14 protein-coding genes are annotated in these 21,540 nt (G+C 71.0%); 4 read left to right on the top strand and 10 right to left on the bottom strand.

Annotated features, from left to right (window positions below):
• Positions 1 to 24: 24 nt before the first annotated feature.
• Both EGX94_RS09435 and mptB read right to left on the bottom strand, forming a co-directional pair.
• On the bottom strand, positions 25 to 3,549 hold the full coding sequence (locus EGX94_RS09435) for a helicase-related protein (protein ID WP_021798333.1): 3,525 nt from the start codon (positions 3,547 to 3,549) through the stop codon (positions 25 to 27).
• Between the two features lie 449 nt (positions 3,550 to 3,998).
• Positions 3,999 to 5,603 (bottom strand): polyprenol phosphomannose-dependent alpha 1,6 mannosyltransferase MptB, encoded by a 1,605-nt coding sequence (gene mptB, locus EGX94_RS09430; RefSeq protein WP_021798339.1) that lies wholly within the window; start codon positions 5,601 to 5,603, stop codon positions 3,999 to 4,001.
• A 162-nt stretch (positions 5,604 to 5,765) separates the two neighbouring features.
• Here mptB and EGX94_RS09425 point away from each other — a divergent pair, with 162 nt between their 5' ends.
• The 4 genes from EGX94_RS09425 to EGX94_RS09410 all read left to right on the top strand — a co-directional run bounded on the left by EGX94_RS09425 (position 5,766) and on the right by EGX94_RS09410 (position 11,765).
• The gene (locus tag EGX94_RS09425) at positions 5,766 to 7,688 is read left to right on the top strand and encodes a 2-oxoacid:acceptor oxidoreductase subunit alpha (RefSeq protein WP_021798350.1); all 1,923 of its coding nucleotides are present in this window, start codon (positions 5,766 to 5,768) and stop codon (positions 7,686 to 7,688) included.
• Positions 7,685 to 8,791 (top strand): 2-oxoacid:ferredoxin oxidoreductase subunit beta, encoded by a 1,107-nt coding sequence (locus EGX94_RS09420; protein WP_021798337.1) that lies wholly within the window; start codon positions 7,685 to 7,687, stop codon positions 8,789 to 8,791. Before EGX94_RS09425 ends, EGX94_RS09420 begins: the two co-directional genes overlap by 4 nt.
• A 33-nt stretch (positions 8,792 to 8,824) precedes the next feature.
• Positions 8,825 to 10,780, top strand: coding sequence for a M13 family metallopeptidase (locus EGX94_RS09415; RefSeq protein WP_021798345.1), 1,956 nt, complete (start codon positions 8,825 to 8,827; stop codon positions 10,778 to 10,780).
• Between the two features lie 91 nt (positions 10,781 to 10,871).
• Positions 10,872 to 11,765: a DUF805 domain-containing protein gene (locus EGX94_RS09410; protein WP_021798332.1), complete on the top strand. Its 894-nt coding sequence runs from the start codon at positions 10,872 to 10,874 to the stop codon at positions 11,763 to 11,765.
• 68 nt (positions 11,766 to 11,833) lie between these two features.
• On the opposite strand, the gene EGX94_RS09405 is transcribed toward EGX94_RS09410, so the two are convergent.
• The 8 genes from EGX94_RS09405 to EGX94_RS09370 form a co-directional block, all read right to left on the bottom strand.
• The gene (locus EGX94_RS09405; RefSeq protein WP_043122680.1) at positions 11,834 to 13,207 is read right to left on the bottom strand and encodes an MFS transporter; all 1,374 of its coding nucleotides are present in this window, start codon (positions 13,205 to 13,207) and stop codon (positions 11,834 to 11,836) included.
• A gap of 248 nt (positions 13,208 to 13,455) precedes the next feature.
• Entirely contained in the window at positions 13,456 to 14,439 is a 984-nt protein-coding gene (locus tag EGX94_RS09400; protein WP_021798347.1) for a transketolase family protein, read from the bottom strand.
• On the bottom strand, positions 14,436 to 15,299 hold the full coding sequence (locus EGX94_RS09395; protein WP_021798331.1) for a transketolase: 864 nt from the start codon (positions 15,297 to 15,299) through the stop codon (positions 14,436 to 14,438). Before EGX94_RS09395 ends, EGX94_RS09400 begins: the two co-directional genes overlap by 4 nt.
• Before the next feature lie 21 nt (positions 15,300 to 15,320).
• A complete protein-coding gene (locus EGX94_RS09390) occupies positions 15,321 to 16,094 on the bottom strand; it encodes an SDR family NAD(P)-dependent oxidoreductase (protein ID WP_021798349.1) in 774 nt (257 codons plus the stop codon).
• Between the two features lie 582 nt (positions 16,095 to 16,676).
• A complete protein-coding gene (locus EGX94_RS09385) occupies positions 16,677 to 17,333 on the bottom strand; it encodes a GntR family transcriptional regulator (protein WP_043121383.1) in 657 nt (218 codons plus the stop codon).
• Between the two features lie 109 nt (positions 17,334 to 17,442).
• Positions 17,443 to 18,420, bottom strand: coding sequence for a polyprenyl synthetase family protein (locus EGX94_RS09380; protein WP_021797411.1), 978 nt, complete (start codon positions 18,418 to 18,420; stop codon positions 17,443 to 17,445).
• Positions 18,421 to 18,432: 12 nt separating this feature from the next.
• Positions 18,433 to 19,986, bottom strand: coding sequence for an NADH-quinone oxidoreductase subunit NuoN (gene nuoN / locus EGX94_RS09375; RefSeq protein WP_021797413.1), 1,554 nt, complete (start codon positions 19,984 to 19,986; stop codon positions 18,433 to 18,435).
• A 3-nt stretch (positions 19,987 to 19,989) separates the two neighbouring features.
• Positions 19,990 to 21,540: an NADH-quinone oxidoreductase subunit M gene (locus EGX94_RS09370; protein WP_021797414.1), complete on the bottom strand. Its 1,551-nt coding sequence runs from the start codon at positions 21,538 to 21,540 to the stop codon at positions 19,990 to 19,992.

The following is a 21,540-nucleotide window of genomic DNA, read 5'->3' as shown; positions in this document are numbered from 1 at the left end:
ATGCGGGTAATGAAGGGATGCTGCTCATCGGGGTGGTACTCCCCGGTTCCAGTAGTCGCCCCAGTCCTCGTTGTAGGAGCGGGTGGTAACCGACGGGTCGAGGTGGGCGAAGGCGTCGCTGACGTAGCGCAGCCGGTCATTGTCAGGCTCGTCGGATGAGACCTCGACCAACGCCAAGCGGTGGCGCATGCCCTGGGTCTGGGCGAAGGTGACCTCGTTCGTCGTGGCGGTGAACGTCTCGGCGCCGGCGATGCGCCCCTTGACCTCGACGTAGCGGATGAACCCGTCCCGGCCGGTGGAGCGGATGTCGTAGCCGGGGTTGTTGCGGGGCATCTCCTCCGGCACCCGGCCGAGTGCCCGCTCTGCGGCCAGAACGGCCTCCACGGCCCGGCGCTCCACCAGCTCGGTGTCACGGCCGTAGGTGCCGGCACCCTCCGGGGTCAAGGAGTTCGAGGGCACGACCAGCGCCGTGCCGCGCAGCAGCGGCGGCACGGCGACCAGCCGGGTGGCCTGGTCGAGCTCCCGCAGGCGGTGCGCCAGGCGTTCCTCGAGCTGGCCTGCCCTGGCCCTGGCCGTCTCGGCCTTGACCCTACCGAACGTGCCGGAACGCTCCAGGGCGTCCAGCCGGGTGTACTCGGCCTCCCAGTGGTTGATCTCGGCCAGCAGACGCTGGGACACCTGGGCCCTGGTGCGCTCGGTCTCGGCGCCCAGCCGGGCCTGCACCTCGTCCAGCCGCGGCTGGAGGCCGTCGCGGTAGGCGCGGACGCGAACAGTCTTGTCGTGGCGTTGACGCACCCACTGGTCGGCTGCGATCCGTTCGACGGCCTCGCGTTCGGCGGGCAGCGGGCGGTCGTAGTCCAGGTAGGGCGGGACAGGCGAGACGGTGACCGTACCGTCCGGGGCGAGCAGCGGGTAGTCGAAGTGGTGCGAGACGGTGTCGGCGTGCTCGGTGACGTTATGAATGCGCTGCTCGACGGTGTAGAGGAGCATCGGCGTGCCCGCCTGGGTGTCACGGCGGTCGACAAGCACTGTGCCGCTGGCCAGCGTGTCACCGAGGTCGGCGATGGTCGCCTCGATCACTGCATTCAGCAGCGGGTGCCCCGGCGCGATGAGCGTCGCTGGTGCGAGACCGTCGGGGCGGGTGCGGTCGAGGTGGAAGGTGACCCGCTCGTAGGCGTCGGCGACCGGCGCCCAGCGGTTGGCCCGCCTGGCCGCCTCGACGAGGCGGTCGGGGACCCTGGTGATCTCCCAGCGGCCGGCCTCGCGGCGGCGGATACGGCCGCCGAGGCGTTCAAAGGCGGGCAGGAGGAAGGCGGCGATGTAGCCGGGCTGAAGGCGCCGCTCGCGGGCCAGCTCAATGCGGGAACGCACCGCCTCCAGGTCGAGGGAGTTGAACATCTCCGGGTGCAGGGCCCGCTCGTGCATCATCTCGCTCAGCCCGGTCGAGACCCCGGCGTCGATGATGCGGTCGAGCTTGGTCTTGACCTGAGGCTGGTCGCCGTAGCGGATGGCCTCGATGAGCAAGTCGCGCAGGGAGCGCTCCTGAAAGGCGTTCGAGTCGCCGAGCACGTTGAACAGGTTGCCGTTGTAGGCCACCGACATCTGGTCGATCTTGGACAGCAGCCGGGTGAAAACGTCGCCTTCGCGGGTACCGGAGGCCACCAAGTTCCACAGGTGGCAAACCTCGCGCTGGCCGATGCGATGAATACGGCCGAAACGCTGCTCGATGCGGTTCGGATTCCACGGAAGGTCGTAGTCGACCATGAGGTGAGCGCGGTGCAGGTTCAGACCCTCGCCAGCGGCGTCGGTTGCCAGCAGCACCACGGCGTTGGGATCGTGGGAGAATTGCTCGCAGGCAGCCTTGCGGTCCTCGCGGCGAGTACCGCCGTGAATGGTGACGACGGCGTCAGCACGGCCGAGCTGGGTGGTGATCCGGGCGCGCAGGTATTCGAGGGTGTCGCGGTGCTCGGTGAAGATGATGATCTTGCGCGGCACCCCACCGCGGGCGAGCAACTGCTCGTCGAGAATGGTGCGCAATTCGGCCCACTTCTTGTCGTCGTCGAGGAGCCGGACCCTGCGTGCGGTCGCGATGAGGTCCTCGAGGATGACGATCTCTGCCCACAGTTCGTCGATAGTCTGGGCCGCGGTAGCCAGGTCGACGACCTCGTCGACGCGCGCCTCGAAGGCGGCCCGCTCCTCCCAGGTGGTCTCCTCGTCGGCGTCCTCGAAGTCCTCGGCCGACAGCTCGGGCAGGGAGGTTTCGAACGGGCTGACCAGGTAGGTGTCATCGGCGGCGCGCCGGACTTCCCGCAGCCTGGCCTCCAGCCGGGCCTGGCGGCGTTCCAGGGACCGCAGGATGGCCTCGGGGCTGGAGGCGAGGCGACGTTGCAGCACGGTGAGGGCGAACCCGACGTTGTTGCCTCGTTTGCGGTCGCCGGCCTGCGATATGCGTTCGGCCCGGCCCATCTCGGTGCGAACGTAGTCGGTGACCTGCTCGTAGAGGTCACGTTCGGCAGGGCTCAGCTCGTAGGTGATGGTGTAGGCGCGGCGCTCCGGGAACAACGGCTTGCCCTCGAAGGTCAGCAAGTCCTCCTTGATCATGCGGCGCATGAGGCCGGTCGTGTCGGTTCGGTGGACGCCCTCGCGGAACTTCCCCTCGAACCGGTCACGGTCCAGCAGCGACATGAACAGCTGGAAGTCCTCCTCCTTGCCGGCGTGCGGGGTCGCGGTCATGAGCAGGTAGTTGTGGGCTGTCTCCGACAGCAGGCGGCCCAACTGGAAACGCTTCGTCTCGGTCACCTCGCCCGCCCACGACGAGTAGTGAGCGCTCATCCGGTGGGCCTCGTCAACGACGGCGACCTCCCAGGTGACGTCGCCGAGCTGCTCCATGAGTTCCTCGCTGCGGGAGACCTGGTCCATCCGGACGATGAGGTAATCGTGCTCGGCGAAGACGTTGCGGCCCTGGGCGTCGTCGACCATCTGCCTGTTGAACACCTCGAACCGCAGGTCGAACTTGGTAGCCAGCTCCTCCCGCCACTGCTCGACCAGGCCGCCCGGGGCGACGACGACGGCCCGCTCGCAGTCCGAGCGCAGGACGAGCTCCTTGATGTAGAGCCCGGCCATGATCGTCTTCCCGGCGCCCGGGTCGTCGGCGAGCAGGAAACGCAGTGGGATGCGCGGCAGCATCTCCTCGTAGACCGCCCTGATCTGGTGCGGCAGCGGATCGACGTCGGAACTGTTGACAGCAGCCATCGGGTCGTAGAGGGCGGCGTACTTGATGCGCAACGCCTCAGCGGCCAGCTTGAAATCGTCCGGGTCGGCGTCGAAGGCAGGTGCAGCGTCTTCGTCGGAGACCTCGACCAAACCGGCTACGTCGGCGTCGCTCACCAAGCGGGAGCCGCTGTGGCCTACCTCGTCGCGGTAGAACACCTCGACCAGTCCGGTCTCGATGGGATCGACGGCGACCACAGTGGCCGCCTGGCCGGGCACCAGCCCCCGCAGGTGCTGCCCGGCCCGTAGCACGGCAAGTGTCAGCTGTGGTGCTGCCATGAGCCGCCTCCTCCCGCTGTCCAGGTGAACAGACCAGAGTATGTGTGGGCACTGACATTTTCGTCCTGCGGCACTGCGGAAACAGCGGCGGCACTAGCCTGCCTGGCGTTGGCGCAGTACCACTGAACTGCCGCGTTCCGGGGTAGCCGTAGCGTGCAATGAATGTGCTGGCGGGGCTCCCGGCGCAGTCCCAGGAGGTGGCGGTCCGGCCGACGAACAAGCAGTGGGTTCGGCACCAGGGGCCTCCCGTCGCTCGTCAGTGTCCGTGCAAGTTTTTACTTTATTGCTCGGCAACGGGTCCGACGTGCTGTCGTCGCCGAGGACGGCCGTGAGCGCCACGACCGAGCGGGACGCCGACCCCTCGGCCCGCGTGAGCGACCACTGCCCCGTCGTCGTCGAGTACGACGTCGACTCCCTGCCCCGGCCCTGACCCGGCGGGCCGGGCGGCCTCAGCGGCCCGGATCGGCCCTCCGCACCACGAGGTGCGCCGCGGTCTCGGGCAGGTGGCTGGGCACCCTCACCGAGGAGATGTGCGACCACGTCATGAAGAGGAAGGCGATGACGGCGGCGATCGAGATCGCCAGGCCGTTGTTGCGCAGGCTCATGTCGACGGCGTCGTAGCCGAGCAGGGCGAAGTTCACCCAGATCGCGATCGAGACCTGACGCGAGCTGGGGCGCGCCAGCGGCAGTGTCAGCCCTCCCCAGAGCATGTACCAGGAGTGCAGGGCGGGGCTGGTCATGGCGGCGATGAGATAGCCCCACGAGACGAAGGTGGCGGGTCTGCGTCGGGCCACCGTGAGAGCGGCGACGGCCAGCAGCACGATGCCGAGGCCCACGAAGACGGTGTGGCTGACGTCGACCGCGGTGCGTCCGGTCGTCACGCCGACCAGGCGCAGGCCGAGCCGGACGAGCTCGCCGACGATCGTCGAGGGGGCGGGCGAGTTCGAGCTGCCGGGCACGCTCACCGCGTTGTACCAGCCGAAGTCGAGGCCGGTCAGGAGGCTGATGCCGGCGAAGACGCCGATCGCGACGAGCATCGAGACGAGGATGCGCGAGACCGCGACGAGGCCCTCGCGCAGGCCCCGCCCCGACCAGCGGCGGGCCAGCATCGGCACGACGTAGGCGGCCAGGAGGGCCGGCTGCTTGATGGCGGCGCCGACGCCGCAGGCCGCCGCGCCGAGCAGCCACCACCAGCCGCCGTCGGCCCAGCCGCGACGCCTGGTCTGCGGTGTGCGCCGGCGCGGCGGCACGGTGGCGAGCCACAGGCCGAGGACGACCAGGCCCATCATGAGCGCGTCGTTGTGGCCCCCGCCCACGAAGTCGATGATGAACAGCGGGTTGAGGGTGCCGAACCAGGCGGTGAAGGCCGGGTCGATGTGCAGCCGCAGCGAGATGCGCGGCAGGCAGACGCAGATGAGGACGACGCCGACGAGGGCCGGGACGCGCTGGGCGACGGCCGACCAGTACGGGTCGAACCCGAAGACGTGCAGCAGCAGGTGCGAGAGCTGCATCGACAGCGGCCCGTACGGGCTCGGGGTGTCGCGCCAGACCCACGAGACCTGGTCGGCGAAGGCGCCGGGCAGGACCCCGGGCCCCGAGTAGTACGGGTTGATGCCGTTGTGCACGAGCCAGCCCTGCGCCGCGTACGAGTAGGCGTCGTGGCTGAAGATGGGCGGGGCGAGCAGGAACGGGAACGACCAGATGGCGAGCACGGCCCAGTGCTTGACGTGCCGGTAGACCTGCGGGCCGCGGCGGGTTCGGGCCTGGGCCGAGCGCAGCGGCCGCAGCGAGAACCAGGCGCTCATCACCAGCAGGAGGCCCGCCATCGTCACGACGGTGCCGACGAGCTTCGACAGCGAGCCCTCCAGGCGCAGGGACGCGAGCATCCGCCACCACGGCGAACTGCGCGGCAGGTAGGCCGGGCTCAGCGCCCCGACGGCGATGAGCGCGGTGCCGTAGAAGCCGCGTCGGACGGGGCCCGCGCGGGCGGCCGCGGCGAGATCGGCGCCGAGGCGCCGCGCTGGGGCGAACGCGCCCGGGGCCGCGGAAGACATGCCCTCAGCGTAGCGTTCCGCCCCGTCGGGGCACGGGGGCGAACCGTCCGACGCCCCTACCGCGGAAAGTGCGTCGCCACTACCGTGGAAGATGCGCGGCAGGCCGTCGTCCCCGCGGAGAAGGCCACGGACGACGACGCGCCGGGGCAGTGAGGACCAGACATGAGCACCGATCGCACGAGCGCCCCGACCCGGCGGGTCGACCGCGTCGTCATCCGCTTCGCGGGCGACTCGGGCGACGGCGTGCAACTGACCGGCGGGCGCTTCGGCACGGACTCGGCGGAACTGGGCAACGACATCGCGACCCTGCCCAGCTACCCGGCCGAGATCCGCGCCCCGCAGGGCACGGTCGCCGGCGTCAGCAGCTTCCAGATCCAGTTCGCGGACCGCGAAGTCACGTCCCCGGGCGAGCACCTCGACGCGCTCGTCGCCATGAATGCCGCAGCGCTGCGGGCCAACGTCGCCGACGTGAGGCGCGACGGACTCGTCATCGTGGACGACCACGGTTTCGGCGCCCGCGACCTGCGCCGGGCCGGTTACCGGGACGGCCCCCTCGAAGACGGCTCACTGGACGCCCTCCGGGTCATCCGCGTGGACATGACCGCGCTGACCATCGCAGCCGTCGAGCCCCTCGGCCTGGGCCGCAAGGACGCCCGGCGCTGCCGCGCCATGTTCGCGCTGGGCCTCGTCAGCTGGTTGTACTCGCGTCCGGTCGACGAGACCGTCTCCTGGCTCGACCGTCGATTCGCGGACAGACCCGCCCTCCGTGACGCCGACATCGCGGCCCTGCGCGCCGGTGCGAACTACGGCGAGACCGCCGAGCTGTTCGCGGTGCGCTACGAGGTGGCGCCGGCGCCGCTGCGGAGCGGGCGCTACCGTCAGATCACAGGGAACACCGCCACCGCCTACGGACTCATGGTCGGGGCCCACCGCGCGGGGCTGCGGCTGTTCGTCGGCTCGTACCCGATCACCCCGGCCTCCGAGCTGCTGCACGAGTTGAGCCGGCAGGCCTCGCACGGGGTCATCACCTTCCAGGCCGAGGATGAGATCGCCGGCGTCGGCGCGGCCCTCGGCGCGAGTTTCGGCGGTTCGCTGGGCGTCACCACCACCTCGGGCCCGGGCTTCGCGCTGAAGCAGGAGATGATCAACCTCGCCGTCATGATCGAGCTGCCGCTCGTCATCGTCGACGTCCAGCGGGCCGGCCCGTCGACCGGCATGCCCACCAAGACCGAGCAGGGCGACCTGCTGCAGGCCATGTGGGGCCGCAACGGCGAGTCGCCGCTGCCGGTCGTGGCCGCCGCCTCGCCCTCGGACTGCTTCGACGTGGCCGTGACGGCCTGCCGCATGGCGGTCGAGTACCGCACGCCCGTCGTCATGCTGTCCGACGCCCTCCTCGCCAACGGCGCCGAGCCGTGGCTCCTGCCCGACCTGTCGGAGATCCCGCCGATCGACTCCCACTTGGCCACCGGGCCCAACGGCACCGACGACAGGGGCGAGCCGGTCCACCTGCCGTACCGGCGCGATCCGCGGACGCTGGTCCGCGACTGGGCGGTGCCCGGCACGCCGGGCGCCGAGCACCGGCTGGGAGGGCTCGAGAAGTCGATCGAGGCCGGCACCGTCACCTACTCCCCCCTCAACCACGAGCAGATGGTCCGCACGAGGGCGCGGCGCATCGCCGGCATCCCGGTGCCCGACGTCGAGGTGGACGACCCGAGCGGCGGTGCCAGGGTGCTCGTCGTCGGCTGGGGCTCGGCGTGGGGCTCGATCACCGCCGCCGTGCAGCGGCTGCGCGCGGCGGGCGCGGACATCGCCCGGGTGCAGGTGCGCACGCTGAACCCGCTGCCCGCCAACCTCGGCCGGGTGCTGCGCGGCTACGAGCGGGTCGTCGTCCCCGAGGCGAACCTCGGCCAGTTCGCGACGATCCTGCGCGCCCGATACCTCGTCGACGCGCGCAGTGTCACGCAGGTGCGCGGGCAGCCGCTCGGCCTGGACGAGCTGACCGACCGCCTGGCCCGGCAGATCGACGGGCTCGACGACCCGGCGGGGGCCGTCGACGGGGAGAGCACCGAGGAGGACCATCGATGAGCGGCGCCGCACGGCAGCGGACCACGACGAGACCGGCGGGCGCGCGCCCGGGCCCCGACGGCCTGGCGGGGGTGCCGCGGGCCGTCGAACCGACCAGTCGCACCGATTTCGCCTCCGACGAGGAGGTGCGCTGGTGCCCCGGGTGCGGCGACCACGCGATCCTGTCGACCCTCCAGTCGGTGCTGCCGCGGCTCGGGGTCAGACGCGAGAACACGGTCGTCATCTCAGGCATCGGCTGCTCCAGCCGCCTGCCCTACTACATGAACTGCTACGGCATGCACACGATCCACGGACGCGCCCCCACGCTGGCCACGGGTCTGGCCATCACGCGCGAGGACCTGGCTGTCTTCGTCGTGACCGGCGACGGAGACGCCCTGTCGATCGGTGCGAATCATCTCGTGCACGCGCTGCGCCGCAACGTGAACCTCACGATCCTGCTCCTCAACAACCGTATCTACGGGCTGACGAAGGGCCAGTACTCCCCCACCTCGCCGGTCGGCACGGTGACGAAGTCGAGCCCGGACGGCTCGCCCGATGCCCCGCTCAACCCGGTGAGCCTGGCGCTCGGGGCCGGGGCCACCTTCGTGGCGCGGACCATGGACTGCGACCGGTCGACCCTGGCGGCGGTGCTCGAGTCGGCGGCGCGGCACCGCGGGGCGTCCCTCGTGGAGATCTACCAGAACTGCGTGGTCTTCAACGACGGGGCTCATGCGGCGCTGCGCGGACCGGGGAGCGTCGAGGCGCTCATCCCGTTGCGGCCCGGTGAGCCGATCCGCTTCGGCCACGACGACCACTTGGGGGTCGTCGCCGACGGGAACGGCGGGGTCCGGGTCGCGGAGGTCGCCGAGACGGGCCCCGGCGCCGTGCTCGTCCACGACCCGACCCTCGACGACCCGAGCCGGGCCTTCGCGCTGAGCCGTCTCACGACGTCCGGGGCGACGGGACGAACGGCGATGGGGATCTTCCGCGACGTGGCGCGCCCCGCCCACGACGACCGGGTCCGCGAGCGGATCCGTCGAGCCCGGGCGACCCGCGCCGGCGAGCCGGACGACGACGAGGCCCTCGCCCGGCTCATCGCCGGCACTGACAGCTGGCTGCTGTGAGGGACGGGCCGTCGACGGGTACCCTTGCTCCCCGTGACTGAACCGGCATTCCACTTCGAGGACTTCGACCGGGACGTGCCCGCCGTCCAGAACCTGTTCCGCCATGTCAACGGAACCTGGCTGGCCACCGCCGAGATCCCCGCCGACCGCGGCTCCTGGGGCGCCTTCGACAAGCTCCGGGAGGACTCCGAGAGGGCCGTCCGCGAGATCATCGAGGCCCAGCCGGCCGACGCCGACCCCGCGAGCGACGAGGGCCGCATCGCCAGCCTCTACGCGTCGTTCATGGACGAGGACGCCGTCGAGGCCGCCGGCACCGCCCCCCTGGCCCCCATCCTCGAACGCATCGACGCCATCGACTCCGTCGAGGACCTGGCCCGGTTCTGGGGCTGGAGCGCGCGCCACGGCATCGACGTGCCGCTCGACCTCGACAACGACTCCGACCCGGGCGACCCCGACCGCTACCTCATGTTCGTCGGCCAGTCCGGCATCGGCCTGCCCGACGAGGAGTACTACCGCCTCGACGAGCACGCCGCACTGCGCGAGGCCTACCGCGCGCACATCGCCACCAGCCTCGCCCTGGCCGGCGTCGCGGAGCCCGAGGCGCAGGCCGAGGCGGCCTACGGGCTCGAGCGCGAGATCGCCGCCTGCCACTGGGACAAGGTCCGCACCCGCGACATGGTCGAGATGTACCACCTCCAGACCTGGGAGCAGTTCTGCTCCGAGAGCCCGGCCCTGTGCTGGGACGCCTTCCTCGAGGGCGCCCGGCTGCCCGCCTCCTCGGTCGCCGAGGTCGTGAACTGCAACCGCACCGTCCCGACCGCCATCGCCGCGCTGGCCGTGCCCGAACGCCTCGACGACTGGCGCAGCTGGGCCCGCTGGCAGGTCGTCAACGCCCTCACCCCCTACCTCACGCGCGAACTGGTGACCGCCGGCTTCGACTTCTACTCGAGGACCCTGCGCGGCGTTCCCACCCAGCGGCCGCGCTGGAAGCGCGGCGTCGCGCTCACCGAGGGCGTCCTCGGCGAGGCCCTCGGCCGCCGCTACGTCACCGAGCACTTCCCTCCCGAGACGAAGACCGCCGCCGACCGTCTCGTCGCCAACCTCCTCGAGGCCTACCGCGTCTCGATCGGCGAACTCGACTGGATGACCGAGGCCACCCGGACCGAGGCCCTCGACAAGTTGAGCCGCTTCCGCGCCAAGATCGGCTACCCGTCCCGCTGGCGCGACTACTCGGCGCTCGAGATCCGCCCCGACGATCTCGTCGGCAATGTGCTGCGCGCCTGGTCCTTCGGGTTCGACCACACCATCGAGCAGCTCTCCGGCCCGGTCGACCGCGAGGAGTGGCTCATGTACCCGCAGACGGTCAACGCCTACTACCACCCGCTGCGCAACGAGATCGTCTTCCCGGCCGCCATCCTCCAGCCGCCCTTCTTCAACCCGGCGGCCGACGACGCGGTGAACTACGGCGGCATCGGCGCGGTGATCGGCCACGAGATCGGGCACGGCTTCGACGACCAGGGCTCCACCTGCGATGGCGAGGGCCGCCTGCGCGACTGGTGGACGGACGAGGACCGCGAGGCCTTCCGGGCCCGCACCGGCGCGCTCGTCGCCCAGTACGACGCGCTGTCGCCCGCGGGCGTCGACGACGTCCACGTCAACGGCGAGCTGACGCTCGGCGAGAACATCGGCGATCTCGGCGGCCTGACCATCGCCCACCGGGCCTGGCTCCTCTCCACCGGCGACGTCGAGCCCGAGCCGATCGACGGTCTCACCGGCGCCCAGCGGTTCTTCCTCGGTTGGGCCCAGGTGTGGCAGGACCTCTCGCGCCCCGAGCAGCTGCGCCAGCGACTGGCCACCGACCCGCACGCGCCCGACGAGATCCGCTGCAACCAGGTGGCACGCAACGTCGACGCCTTCCACGAGGCCTTCGGCACGACTCCCGGGGACGGCATGTGGCTCGACCCCGAGGAGCGTGTCCGCATCTGGTGAGGGCCGGGGGCACGATCTGGACACCCGTGGACCTGGCCCCGCCCTCCGTGCCATACTGTCGGGTCAGCCCTCACGACGGACAGGAGAGTCCATGAGTTTCACCGAATCGGTCACGATCTGTTTGACCAAGAAGTACGCGGACTTCAACGGACGCGCCAGCCGCAGCGAGTACTGGTGGTTCTTCGCCTTCTACATGGGCATCCTCACCATCCTCTTCACCCTCGCCTGGGTCACCTTCAGCGCCAGCGTCGCGGCGAGCCGCTACGGCGAGCCCTCCGGGTTCTCCGCCCTGCTCTTCGTGCTCTTTTTCATCGTCTTCCTGGCGGGCATCGTCCCGTTCCTGGCCGCGGGGGCCCGCCGCCTGCACGACACCGGCAAGCCGGCCACCTACCTGCTCTTCTACCTGCTCGGCGGCCTCGCCGGCATCGGCGGCATCGTCCTGATCATCCTGTGCGCCATGGAGCCCAACCGCGGCCCGAACGTCTACGGCCCCGACCCGCTCGGCCCCGCCGGTCAGGCCGCCGGACTGCCCAATCCGTACGCACAGCCCTACGGCTCCACCCAGCCCTACGCGCAGCCCCAGACCCAGCAGTTCGGGGGCGCCCCGACGGCCCAGCCCGCCGGCAACCCGTACGCCCAGCCCTACGGCTACGGCTCCGCCCCGACGGGCGCCCAGCCCACGAGCAACCCGTACGCCCAGCCCTACGGCTCCGCCCCGGCGGACGCCCAGCCCACGAGCGGCCCCTACACGGCCCCGGCCTCGAACCAGCCCCCGGCCCAGCCGACCGGCAACCCCTACGCCGCCCCGGCCCAGCCCTACGGCTCCGCCCCGGCGGACGCCCAGCCCACGGGCAACCCCTACGCCGCCCCGGAGAGCCAGCCGTCCCCGGCCGCGACCGATCAGCCCTGTCAGGACCAGACCGGCTCCACCGCCCCCGAGGGCGATGGGAACGGCAATGGCGCCACTGGCAACGGCACCGTCTGACCGCACGACCGGCATCGCACGCGGTGGGCCCGGCGCATGCGCCGGGCCCACCGCGTGCACTCGGGCGCCTACACCGCGACCGCGGTCTCGGCTGCTGCGCGCCTGCGCACGGCCTCGCGCCGCTGCGGTCCCCAGGTCTCGCGGGTGGCGAGGGCCGAGACGAGACCGATGACGCCGTAGATGACGATGAGCAGGGCCGGGCCCCTCCAGTCGAGGGCCTCGAAGAGGGCGGTGCAGAAGAAGGGCGTGAAGCCCGACACGACGGCCGAGAACTGGTAGGCCAGCGAGACGCCGGCCGAACGCCGCTCCGGCGGATAGAGCTCGGAGAACCAGGCGCCCTGGATGCCGGCCATGCCGTTCTGGCAGACGCAGTAGCTGACGACCATGCAGCCGAACAGGACGGCGAAGGAGCTCACCTGCACGAGGCGGAACAGCGGGAAGCCCCAGGCGATGACAATGACCGACAGCATGATGTAGAGGCCGCGCCGCCCGACCCGGTCGGACAGGGCGCCCCAGCCCACCGTGGCGAACAGGCCGATGGCCGCCGCGATGAGCAGGGCCGGCAGGGTGCGGCCCGCGTTCTGGGGCGCGTGCATCTTCACGTAGGACAGCACATAGGTGATCGACACGGCGTAGGTGGCGGTCTCGGCGATCCGCAGACCCATGGCCTTGAGGAAGTTCCGCCAGTCGTTGCGCAGCGAGGCGTCGATGGGGTTCTTCTCGATGTGCCCCTCCTGCTTGACCTCCTCGAACTCGGGGGACTCGGAGACGTGGGTGCGGATGACGATGCCGACGACGATGAGGATCGCGCTGAGCAGGAAGGGGACGCGCCAGGCCCAGGTGCCGGGCAGCCTCGTGGAGGCCTGGAAGGCGATCGTCGACAGCAGCAGGCCGAACGGGAAGCCCGCCTGCGTGATGCCGGTCAGGAGGCCCTTGCGGCACCACGGGGCGTGCTCGTAGGTCATGAGGATGGCGCCGCCCCACTCCCCTCCGAAGGCCAGGCCCTGGATGATGCGCACGACGAGCAGGAGGATCGGGGCGAGGATGCCCACGCTGTGGTAGGTCGGCAGGCAGCCGATGGCGACCGTCGCGCCGCCCATGAGGAGCAGCGAGGCGATGAGGATCGGCTTGCGTCCGATGCGGTCGCCGAGGTGACCGGCGATGATGCCGCCGATGGGGCGCACGGCGAAGCCGATGCCCAGGGTGGCGAAGGAGGCCAACAGGCCGATGACGGGGCTGACCGCCGGGAAGAAGGCCTCGTTGAGGTACAGCGACGCCGCCGTGCCGAAACCGATGAAGTCATAGGTCTCGACGGTGGCCCCGACGCTCGACCCGATGGCGACCTTGTACTTCTCCGGCGTCCCGTGGACGGGCGTGCCGTGCCCGGCGAGCTCGGCGAGCTCATCCTGGACCGCAGAGGTCGGTTCCTGTGCAGTGCTCATGGTGCTCCAGAAGAGCCTGAGAGGGCGCGCGGCGCCCTCTCGGTGATTGATCGGCGGGACGCATCCGGTGCGTTCCGCTGCCCGCCGGACCGGATCGCCCTCGATCCGGTCGTGCGGGACGACGGCGGGGGTCTTCATCGCTCCCCCACCGCCGCTGGCGGTACCAGCGAACCCGCCGCACCGCCGCCGGCGGGGCGGGGAAGACCTCCGGGGTCCTCCCCGCACCGGGCCCCGACGGGGCGCTCGGCTCAGGCCAGCAGACCCTTGACGCGCTCGACGATCTTCGCCGTGCTCACGCCGTACCGGTCGTACAGGGTGGGCAGGGCGCCGGCGTCGAGGAATTCGTCGGGCAGGGCCACCGGGTGGATCCGCTTCGTGACGCCCCTCGTCGCCATGGCCTCGGCCACGGCGCCGAAGAGACCGCCGATGACGGTGTGGTTCTCGGCCGTGAGCACGAGCCGGTCCTCGGCGATCTCGGCGAGGACGGTCTCGGTGTCGAACGGCTTGAGGGTCGGGCAGTGCAGCACGGAGACGTCGATGCCGTCACCGGCGAGCTCCTTGGCCGCGTCGAGCGCGCGCTCGGTCATGAGGCCGGTCGACACGATGAGCACCTCGTTTCCGGGGCGGACGACCTTGGCCCTGCCCAGCTCGAAGGCGTAGTCGTACTCGTCGAGGACGACCGGCACCCTGCCGCGCAGCACCCGCATGTAGGTCGGGCCGTCGTACGCGGCCAGCTGCGGGGTGGCCTGGACGATGTCGATCGCGTCGCAGGGGTCGACGATCGTCATGTTCGGCATGCCGCGCAGGATCGCGATGTCCTCGGTGGCCTGGTGGGACGGGCCGTAACCGGTGGTCAGACCGGGCAGGGCGCACACCATGTTGACGTTCAGGCTGCGCTCGGCGACGTCGAGGCAGATGAAGTCGTAGGCGCGGCGGGTGGCGAACACCGAGTAGGTCGAGGCGAAGGGGATGAAGCCCTCCTGGGCGAGGCCGGTCGCCGCGCCGACCAGGGCCATCTCGGCCATGCCGACCTGGTAGAAGCGGTCGGGCATCGCGTCGCGGAAGACGTGCAGGTCGGTGTACTTGGCCAGGTCGGCGGACAGTCCGACGAGACGCTCGTCGGACTCGGCGACCTCGAGCAGGGCGTGGCCGAGCGGGGCGGCCGTGGTGCGCTGACCCTCGCGGTCGATGTCGGCGCTCATCGCGCCGGAGACGAGTTTCTTGGGGCTCATAGTCCGTATGCCTCCTTGAGATGCTGCTGTGCGACGGCCCACTCCTGCGGAGCGACCCTCATGAAGTGGAGCTTCTCGCGGGTCTCGAGGAAGTCCACGCCCTTCGCGAGCCTGGTGTCGACGACGAGGCAGCGCGGCCTGTCGCTGTCGACGCCGTGGCGGAGCTCCTCGAGGAGCTCGACGACCCTGCCCAGGTCATTGCCGTCGCATCGACGGGTCTCCCAGCCGAAGGCCCGGAAGCGCCCGTCGATGGACTCGGTGCCCATGATCTCCTGGCTCCTGCCGTCGGCCTGCTGGTTGTTGAAGTCGACGATCGCGATGAGGTTGTCGAGCCTGAAGTGGGCCGCGGTCTGCGCGGCCTCCCAGGTGGAGCCCTCGTCGAGCTCGCCGTCGGACAGGACGTTGTAGCAGACGTTCCCGGTGTTGCCCTTGCGCTTGAGACCGAGGGCGATGCCGTTGGCGATGACCAGGCCGTGGCCGAGGGAGCCGCCGGAGATCTCGACACCGGGGGTGTACGAGGCCATGGCCGACATCGGCAGGCGGGAGTCGTCGGTGGCGTAGGTGTCCAGCTCGTCCTCGGGGATCATGCCGATCTCGACGAGCGCGGCGTAGATCGCCAGACCGTAGTGACCCATCGAGACGAGCACGCGGTCGCGGTCCTCCCACTCGGGGTTCCTCGGGTCGATCCTGGCCTGGTCGACGTACAGCGCGGCAAGCACGTCCGACAGGCCGAGGGCCTGGCCGATGTAGCCCTCGCCCTGCACCTCGGCCTCGCGCAGTGCGTTGCGGCGGATGCGGTAGGCCGCCATGCGGAGCGTCTCGAGGCGCTCCGGCGTGATCGGTTCGCGGTTGGTTGTCATTGTCACTCCTCCTCGGACGCGTCAGGCGATGTAGGCGCCGCCGTTGATCGACTGGGTCGTTCCCGTGACGTAGCCGGCGTCCTCGCTGGACAGCCAGACGTACATGTTGGCGATGTCGCGGCCGGTGCCCTGGCGCCTCATCGGGATGGTCGCGGTGAGCCTCTCCTCGTCCTCGGCGCTGTTGCCGGCGCGGATGTCGGTGGCGACGACGGCCGGGCAGATGGCGTTGACGGTGATGCCCTGCGGGGCCATCTCGCGGGCCAGCGAGCGGGTCAGGCCGAGCACGCCGGCCTTGGCCGCCGAGTACGGGGTCTTGCTGAAGACGCCGCCGCCCTGCTGGGCGGAGACGGAGCTCATGTTGACGATGCGGCCGTAGCCGCCGTCGATCATGGCGGGCAGGAAGGCCTGGCAGGTGTTGAAGACGCCGGTCAGGTTGACGGCGATGACCCTGTCCCACAGCTGCGGGGTGACCTCGAGGAAGGGCACCGGGGAGGGGATGCCGGCAACGTTGGCCAGGGCCCCCACCGGAGGAAGATCGGATGCCGCGATCCGCTTGGCGGTGTCGAAGACCTGCTCGCGGTTCGTGACGTCCACCGCGTAGGCGGCGACCTGGGCGCCGGTGTCCTCCGCGATGGTCTCGGCCGCGCTCGTGACGCCCTCCCCGTTCATGTCGAGGACGACGACCGCCCAGCCCTCCTCTGCGTAGCGCTGGGCGGTCGCATGGCCGATGCCGTGGGGCGAGGCGGCGCCCGTCACCACCGCCGTTCGAGGGCCAACACCAGTTCCGAGTCCCATGTCTGGATCTCCTCACGTCGTTGTGATATCCGACAATCAACTGTTTTCTGTCGACTGTTGACATAAACGATAAGGCGGTCCCTCCCCCACCGTCAAGCACTCCGGGGCACGAAGAAGGGGGATCCGCACGAGGCGGCCGAGGCTGCGTCGGACGGGATGGCTGCGCGGGCGGGCCCGATGCGGGCGTCTGCGGCGATGTCGGCGGTGGCGGGGAATCCGCGGGCGCGCGGGCGGACCTGACCTGGTCGGCTCGCTGACGGTCGTCTGCTCGAGGGAATCAGCGGGCGGGCCAAGTGGGTCTTGTGCGCGGTGGCCCGGGGGAGCCCGCGGGCGCGCGGGCGGGCCCGGCAGCCGGCCCGGCCCGAGGGCCCAGAGAGTCCCGGAGAAGCGGAATCCGCGGGCGGGCCAGACACCGCAGCAGCCCTGGGAATCGTCATGAAGGAGAAATCCGCGGGCGGGCGCCCGGCCATCGACCGGCACCGGACGGCAGCCGGGGGAACCGGCGGGCGGGGCGCGACGCCCCACCGGCCCTGGCGCCCCCACCCGCGCGACGGGAGGCGGGCCCAGCGACGGGCCCGGGGCTCAGGCGCCCATGCGGGAGACCCAGAAGGAGCCGGCCCTGCTCATGTGGTCGGCGAAGGCCCTGATGATCCCGTCCTCGCCGCCGGAGCGCAGCATCCTCACGAGCGGCTCGTGATGGGCGCGGGTGACGATGACGGGGATGTTGGCGCCCTCGTTCATGGCGCCGGCGACGATGACGATGCGCATCTGGTCCTGGAGCTCGAGCCACTTGGCGAGCAGGAGCCCGTTGCCGGACAGCTCGCACAGCCTGCGGTGGAAGGCCAAGTCCTGCTCGACGGCCTCGGACAGGTCACTCGGGTCCTCCGCGGGAAGGGCCTCGGCGAGCGCATCGGCCTTCGCCTCGCGGTCCGTGCTGCGCGCCAGACGCACGGCGGCGCCGCACTCGAGGAAGGAGCGCACCTCGTACAGCTCGGTGACCTCGGTGGCGTCGAACGAGCGGACGACGAGGCGCCCGTGCGAGGCCGACTCGGCCAGCCCGGCCTGCTCGAGGGCGCGCAGCGCCTCCCGGACCGTGCCGCGGCTGACGGAGAACTGCGACGCCAGCTCGGTCTCGTTGAGGTGCTCCCCCACCGTCAGCTGACCGTCGAGGATCGCCTCGCGCAACTGGTCGAGCACCTGCGTCCGCAGGTTCACGCGTCGCACGGCAGTGATGCTCATGACACACCCTTCGGTTGCTCGGTGCGGGGCGGCGCCCCGTCTGCTGGATCAGGGGCCGAGTGTACGCCGGGGACGACCTTGTCCCCCGCATTCCGGGCCTCGGCCCTGCTCAGACGGAGCGGCTCACGACCTCGTCGCACAGCCGGTCGAGGGCGCGGCGCGCCGGTCCGGCCGGCAGGACGGACAGCTCGGCGCGGGCGAGCTCGGCGCGGCGCTCGATCTCCGCCCGGGCCTCGCCGATGACGTGGCTGGCCCGCAGTGCGGCGAGGGCGCGGGCGAGCTCGGCGTCGTCGCCCAGCCCCGTGCGGATGAGGGCCGTGAGCTCGGCGTCGGCCGGGTCGTCGCTGGCGGCGAGCATGAGGGTGGGCAGCGTCAGGACGCCCTCCCGCAGGTCCGTGCCGGGCGTCTTGCCGGTCTCGTCGCTCGTGATGTCGATGAGGTCGTCGGCCAGCTGGAAGACCACGCCGATCCGCATGCCGTAGCGCCCGATCGCGTCGACGACCCTCCGGTCGGCGCCGGAGACCATGGCGCCGAACAGCGCCGAGGTGCGGATGAGGGCGCCGGTCTTGCCCTCGATGACGCGCAGGTAGTGCTCCATCGGGTCGACGCCGGGCCGGGGGCCCTTCATCTCGCCGATCTGGCCGGCGACGAGCTCGGCGAAGGTCTCGGCCTGGAGCCGCACGTAGTCGGTGCCGAGATGGGTGACCTCGGTGGACGCCCGGGCGAAGAGCCAGTCGCCGACCATGATGGCCGTCGAGTTGCCGAAGGCCGCGTTGGCGCTGGGCACCCCGCGGCGCAGGTCCGCCTCGTCCATGACGTCGTCGTGGTAGAGCGAGGCGACGTGGGTCAGCTCGATGACGACGGCCGCGCGCACCACGTCGGCGAGCTCGGCCCGGGGGCCCAGGTGGCTGGCGACCGCCACGAGCATCGGGCGGAAGCGCTTGCCGCCGGCCCGGATCACATGATCCGCGGCCTCAGCCAGGAAAGGATTGTCGGCCCCGAGAGCCACCTGTCCGAGCCGGTGCTCGATGGCGGCGAGCTGCTCGTCGATGGCCCCGGCGAAGGCGTCGTCCTCGGCCTGGCTCACGGTCGTCTCCTATCAGCGCAGGAATCCTGCTGCGCTCGTGAAAAGGTCGAGCACGAAACCGGGTGCAAGACCAAGGACAAGCGTACCGACGGCACCAACAGCGATCACCGTCCAGGTCGGCGTCCCGGCCTTGACGACGTCGACGGACCCGTCGGGCTCGTCGAAGTACATGACCTTGACCAGCCGGAAGTAGAAGGCCGCGGTGACCAGCGACATGACGACCGCCACCACGACGAGCCACGCGTAGCCGCCCTGCCAACCGGCGCTGAAGGCCACCAGTTTGCCGACGAAGCCGCCGGTCATCGGGATGCCGGCCATCGACAGCAGGAAGAGCGTCATGATGGCGCCGAGCACGGGCTCGCGGCGTCCCAGGCCCGCCCAGGCCTCGAAGCCGGTGGCCTCGCCGCCGCTGCGGCGGACCATCGTGAGGACCGCGAAGGCGCCCATCGTCGCCAGGCCGTAGCCGGCCAGGTAGAACATGACGCCCGAGACCGAGCCGGAGCGCCCCTGCGCCAGTGCGGGACCGGCCATGGCGCCGACGACGGCGACGAGGATGAAGCCGGCGTGGGCGATCGAGGAGTAGGCCAGCAGGCGCTTGACGTCGGTCTGGGCCAGACCGACGAAACCGCCGAAGATCATCGTGCAGACGGCGATGACGGCGATGACGAGCTGCCAGTCCCAGCGCGCGCCGCCGAGGGCGACGAACAGCAGGCGCAGCAGGCCGCCGAAGGCCGCCAGCTTGGTGCACACGGCCATGAAGGCGGTGACCGGGGTGGGGGCTCCGGTGTAGACGTCGGGCACCCACGAGTGGAAGGGCACGGCGCCGATCTTGAACAGGACCCCCGCCGTCGTGAGCGCCAGACCGGCCATGAGCAGGGTCTGGGACTCGATGCCGAGCGTGACGCCCGCGTCGATGTCGGCGAAGGTGAAGGATCCGCAGAAGCCGTACAGCAGGGCCGCGCCGAACAGGAAGAGCGCGCTGGACATGGCCCCCAGCAGGAAGTACTTGAGGGCCGCCTCCTGCGAGAGCAGGCGCCGGCGCCGGGCCAGGCCGCACATGACGTACAGCGGCAGCGAGAGGATCTCGAGGGCGACGAACATCGTGAGGAGGTCGTTGGCGGCCGGGAAGACGAGCATGCCGAACAGCGACAGCTCGAGCAGGGCGAAGACCTCGGTGTTCTCCTGGCGGGCGGCGATGGCCTCGTGCTCGGCGCGGGAGCCGGGCACCGTGTGCGCCTGGGCGGCGAAGGAGCTCGTCCCCCCGCAGACGCGCCGCTCGCCGTACAGGAGCGTCGCGCCGAGCCCGAAGACGAGCATCATCGCCCACACGACGCGGGTGGGGCCGTCGACGCTCAGGCTGCCCTCCACGGCCGCACCGGGGACGTCCGACCAGCCGGCGCAGACGAGGGCGAGGGCGACGAGCTGGGCCAGCAGGGCCAGGCCGAACTGCGTGTCGAAGCGCCGGGTGCGGGGCACGAGGGCCTCGACGAGCACGGCGCACAGCACCCCGCACAGCATGACGAGCAGCGGGGCGATGAGCCCGTACTCGATCGTGGGACTTGTCATGACTCACTTACCCCCGTTCGAGACGCTCGGCGCCGGATCGGACGCCGAGACGTGCACCATTGCCTGCTGCGCGGCCGGGGCGACCAGGTCGAGCGCCGGCTTGGGCACCAGGCCGAAGAACAGCATGAGGACGATGAGCGGCGCGATGACGGCCCGCTCGCGGCCGTTCAGGTCCCGCGTCATGTGCTTCTCGCTCGCCTCGGTCACCGGGCCCGTGAAGACCCGCTGGTAGGCCAGCATGACGTAGACCGCGGCGAGGACGGTGGCGACGACGGCCACCGCGACGAAGACCAGGTGCCGGCTCCAGGCGCCGGACATGATGAGGTACTCGCCGGCGAAGTTCGCCAGGCCGGGCAGGCCGAGCGTCGCCAGGCCGGAGACGAGGAAGACGCCCGCCAGCACCGGGACGAGCTTCTGGGCCCCGCCGAAGTCGGCGACGAGGGCGGAGCCGCGCCGGTCGGCGAGGAAGCCGACGACGAGGAACATGGCGGCCGCACTGAAGCCGTGGCCGAGCATGTAGAAGATCGAGCCGGTCAGTGAGGCGGTGGTGAACGAGAAGATGCCCAGCACCATGAAGCCGAAGTGACTCACCGAGGTCCAGGCCACCAGACGCAGCAGGTTCTTCGCTCCGATCGCCATGAACGCCCCGTAGAAGATCGAGATGACCGCCAGGGTCAGCACGAAGGGCGTCGCCCACGTGCTCGCGCCCGGGAAGAAGGCCAGGCAGAAGCGGATCATGCCGAAGGTGCCGATCTTGTCGAGCGTGGCCACCAGGAGCGAGGAGGCGCCGGGCCGGGCCTGTTCGGCAGTGTCGGGCAGCCAGGTGTGCACCGGAACCATCGGGGCCTTGATCGCGAAGGCGATGAAGAAGGCCGCGAAGAGCCAGCGCTCGGTGCCGGTGCCCATCGGCAGGCCGGTCAGGTCGGAGGTGAGCAGGCTCGGGGCGCCCCGCCCGGCGGACAGCGCGTACATGCCGATGACGCCGGCCAACAGGACGAGGCCGCCGAGGAGGCTGTAGAGCAGGAACTTCAACGCGGCGCCCGTGCGGCCCGGCCCGCCCCAGCCGGCGACGAGGAAGTACATCGGGATGAGGGTGGCCTCGAAGAAGATGTAGAAGAGCAGCAGGTCAGAGGCCATGAAGACGTAGAGGGTGAAGCCCTCCAGCATCAGGGCCAGGGCCATGAAGGCCTCGGTGCTCCAGCGCGGCGGCAGCACGCCGTCGGCCTCGACCGGCCTGCCCGCCCTCCTCCTCGGGACGCGTCCGTCGCCGACGCGCCACTCGGCGAGCAGGACGATCGGCACGAGGATGACGGTGAGCAGGACGAGCAGCTTGGTCATGCCATCGGCGTCCAGGGCGTACCAGGCGCCGATGGCGCCGATCCAGCTGTGCCTCTCGGCGAGGGAGTCCATCGGCCAGATGGCGACGCCGAGGACGAGATCGGCCAGGGCGACGCACAGGGCGACGGCCTTGCCTCCGCGGCCTCCCAGGACGAGGACGAGGAGCGAGCCCGCGATCGGCAGCAGCCCCACGAGGGTGAGCCAGGGGAATGTCAT

This window comes from Propionibacterium acidifaciens (assembly GCF_003798325.1).
Classification (GTDB): Bacteria; Actinomycetota; Actinomycetes; order Propionibacteriales; family Propionibacteriaceae; genus Propionibacterium; species Propionibacterium acidifaciens.
The sequence above is the reverse complement of the archived record's forward strand: the minus strand, read 5'-3'. Positions and strand labels throughout refer to the sequence as shown.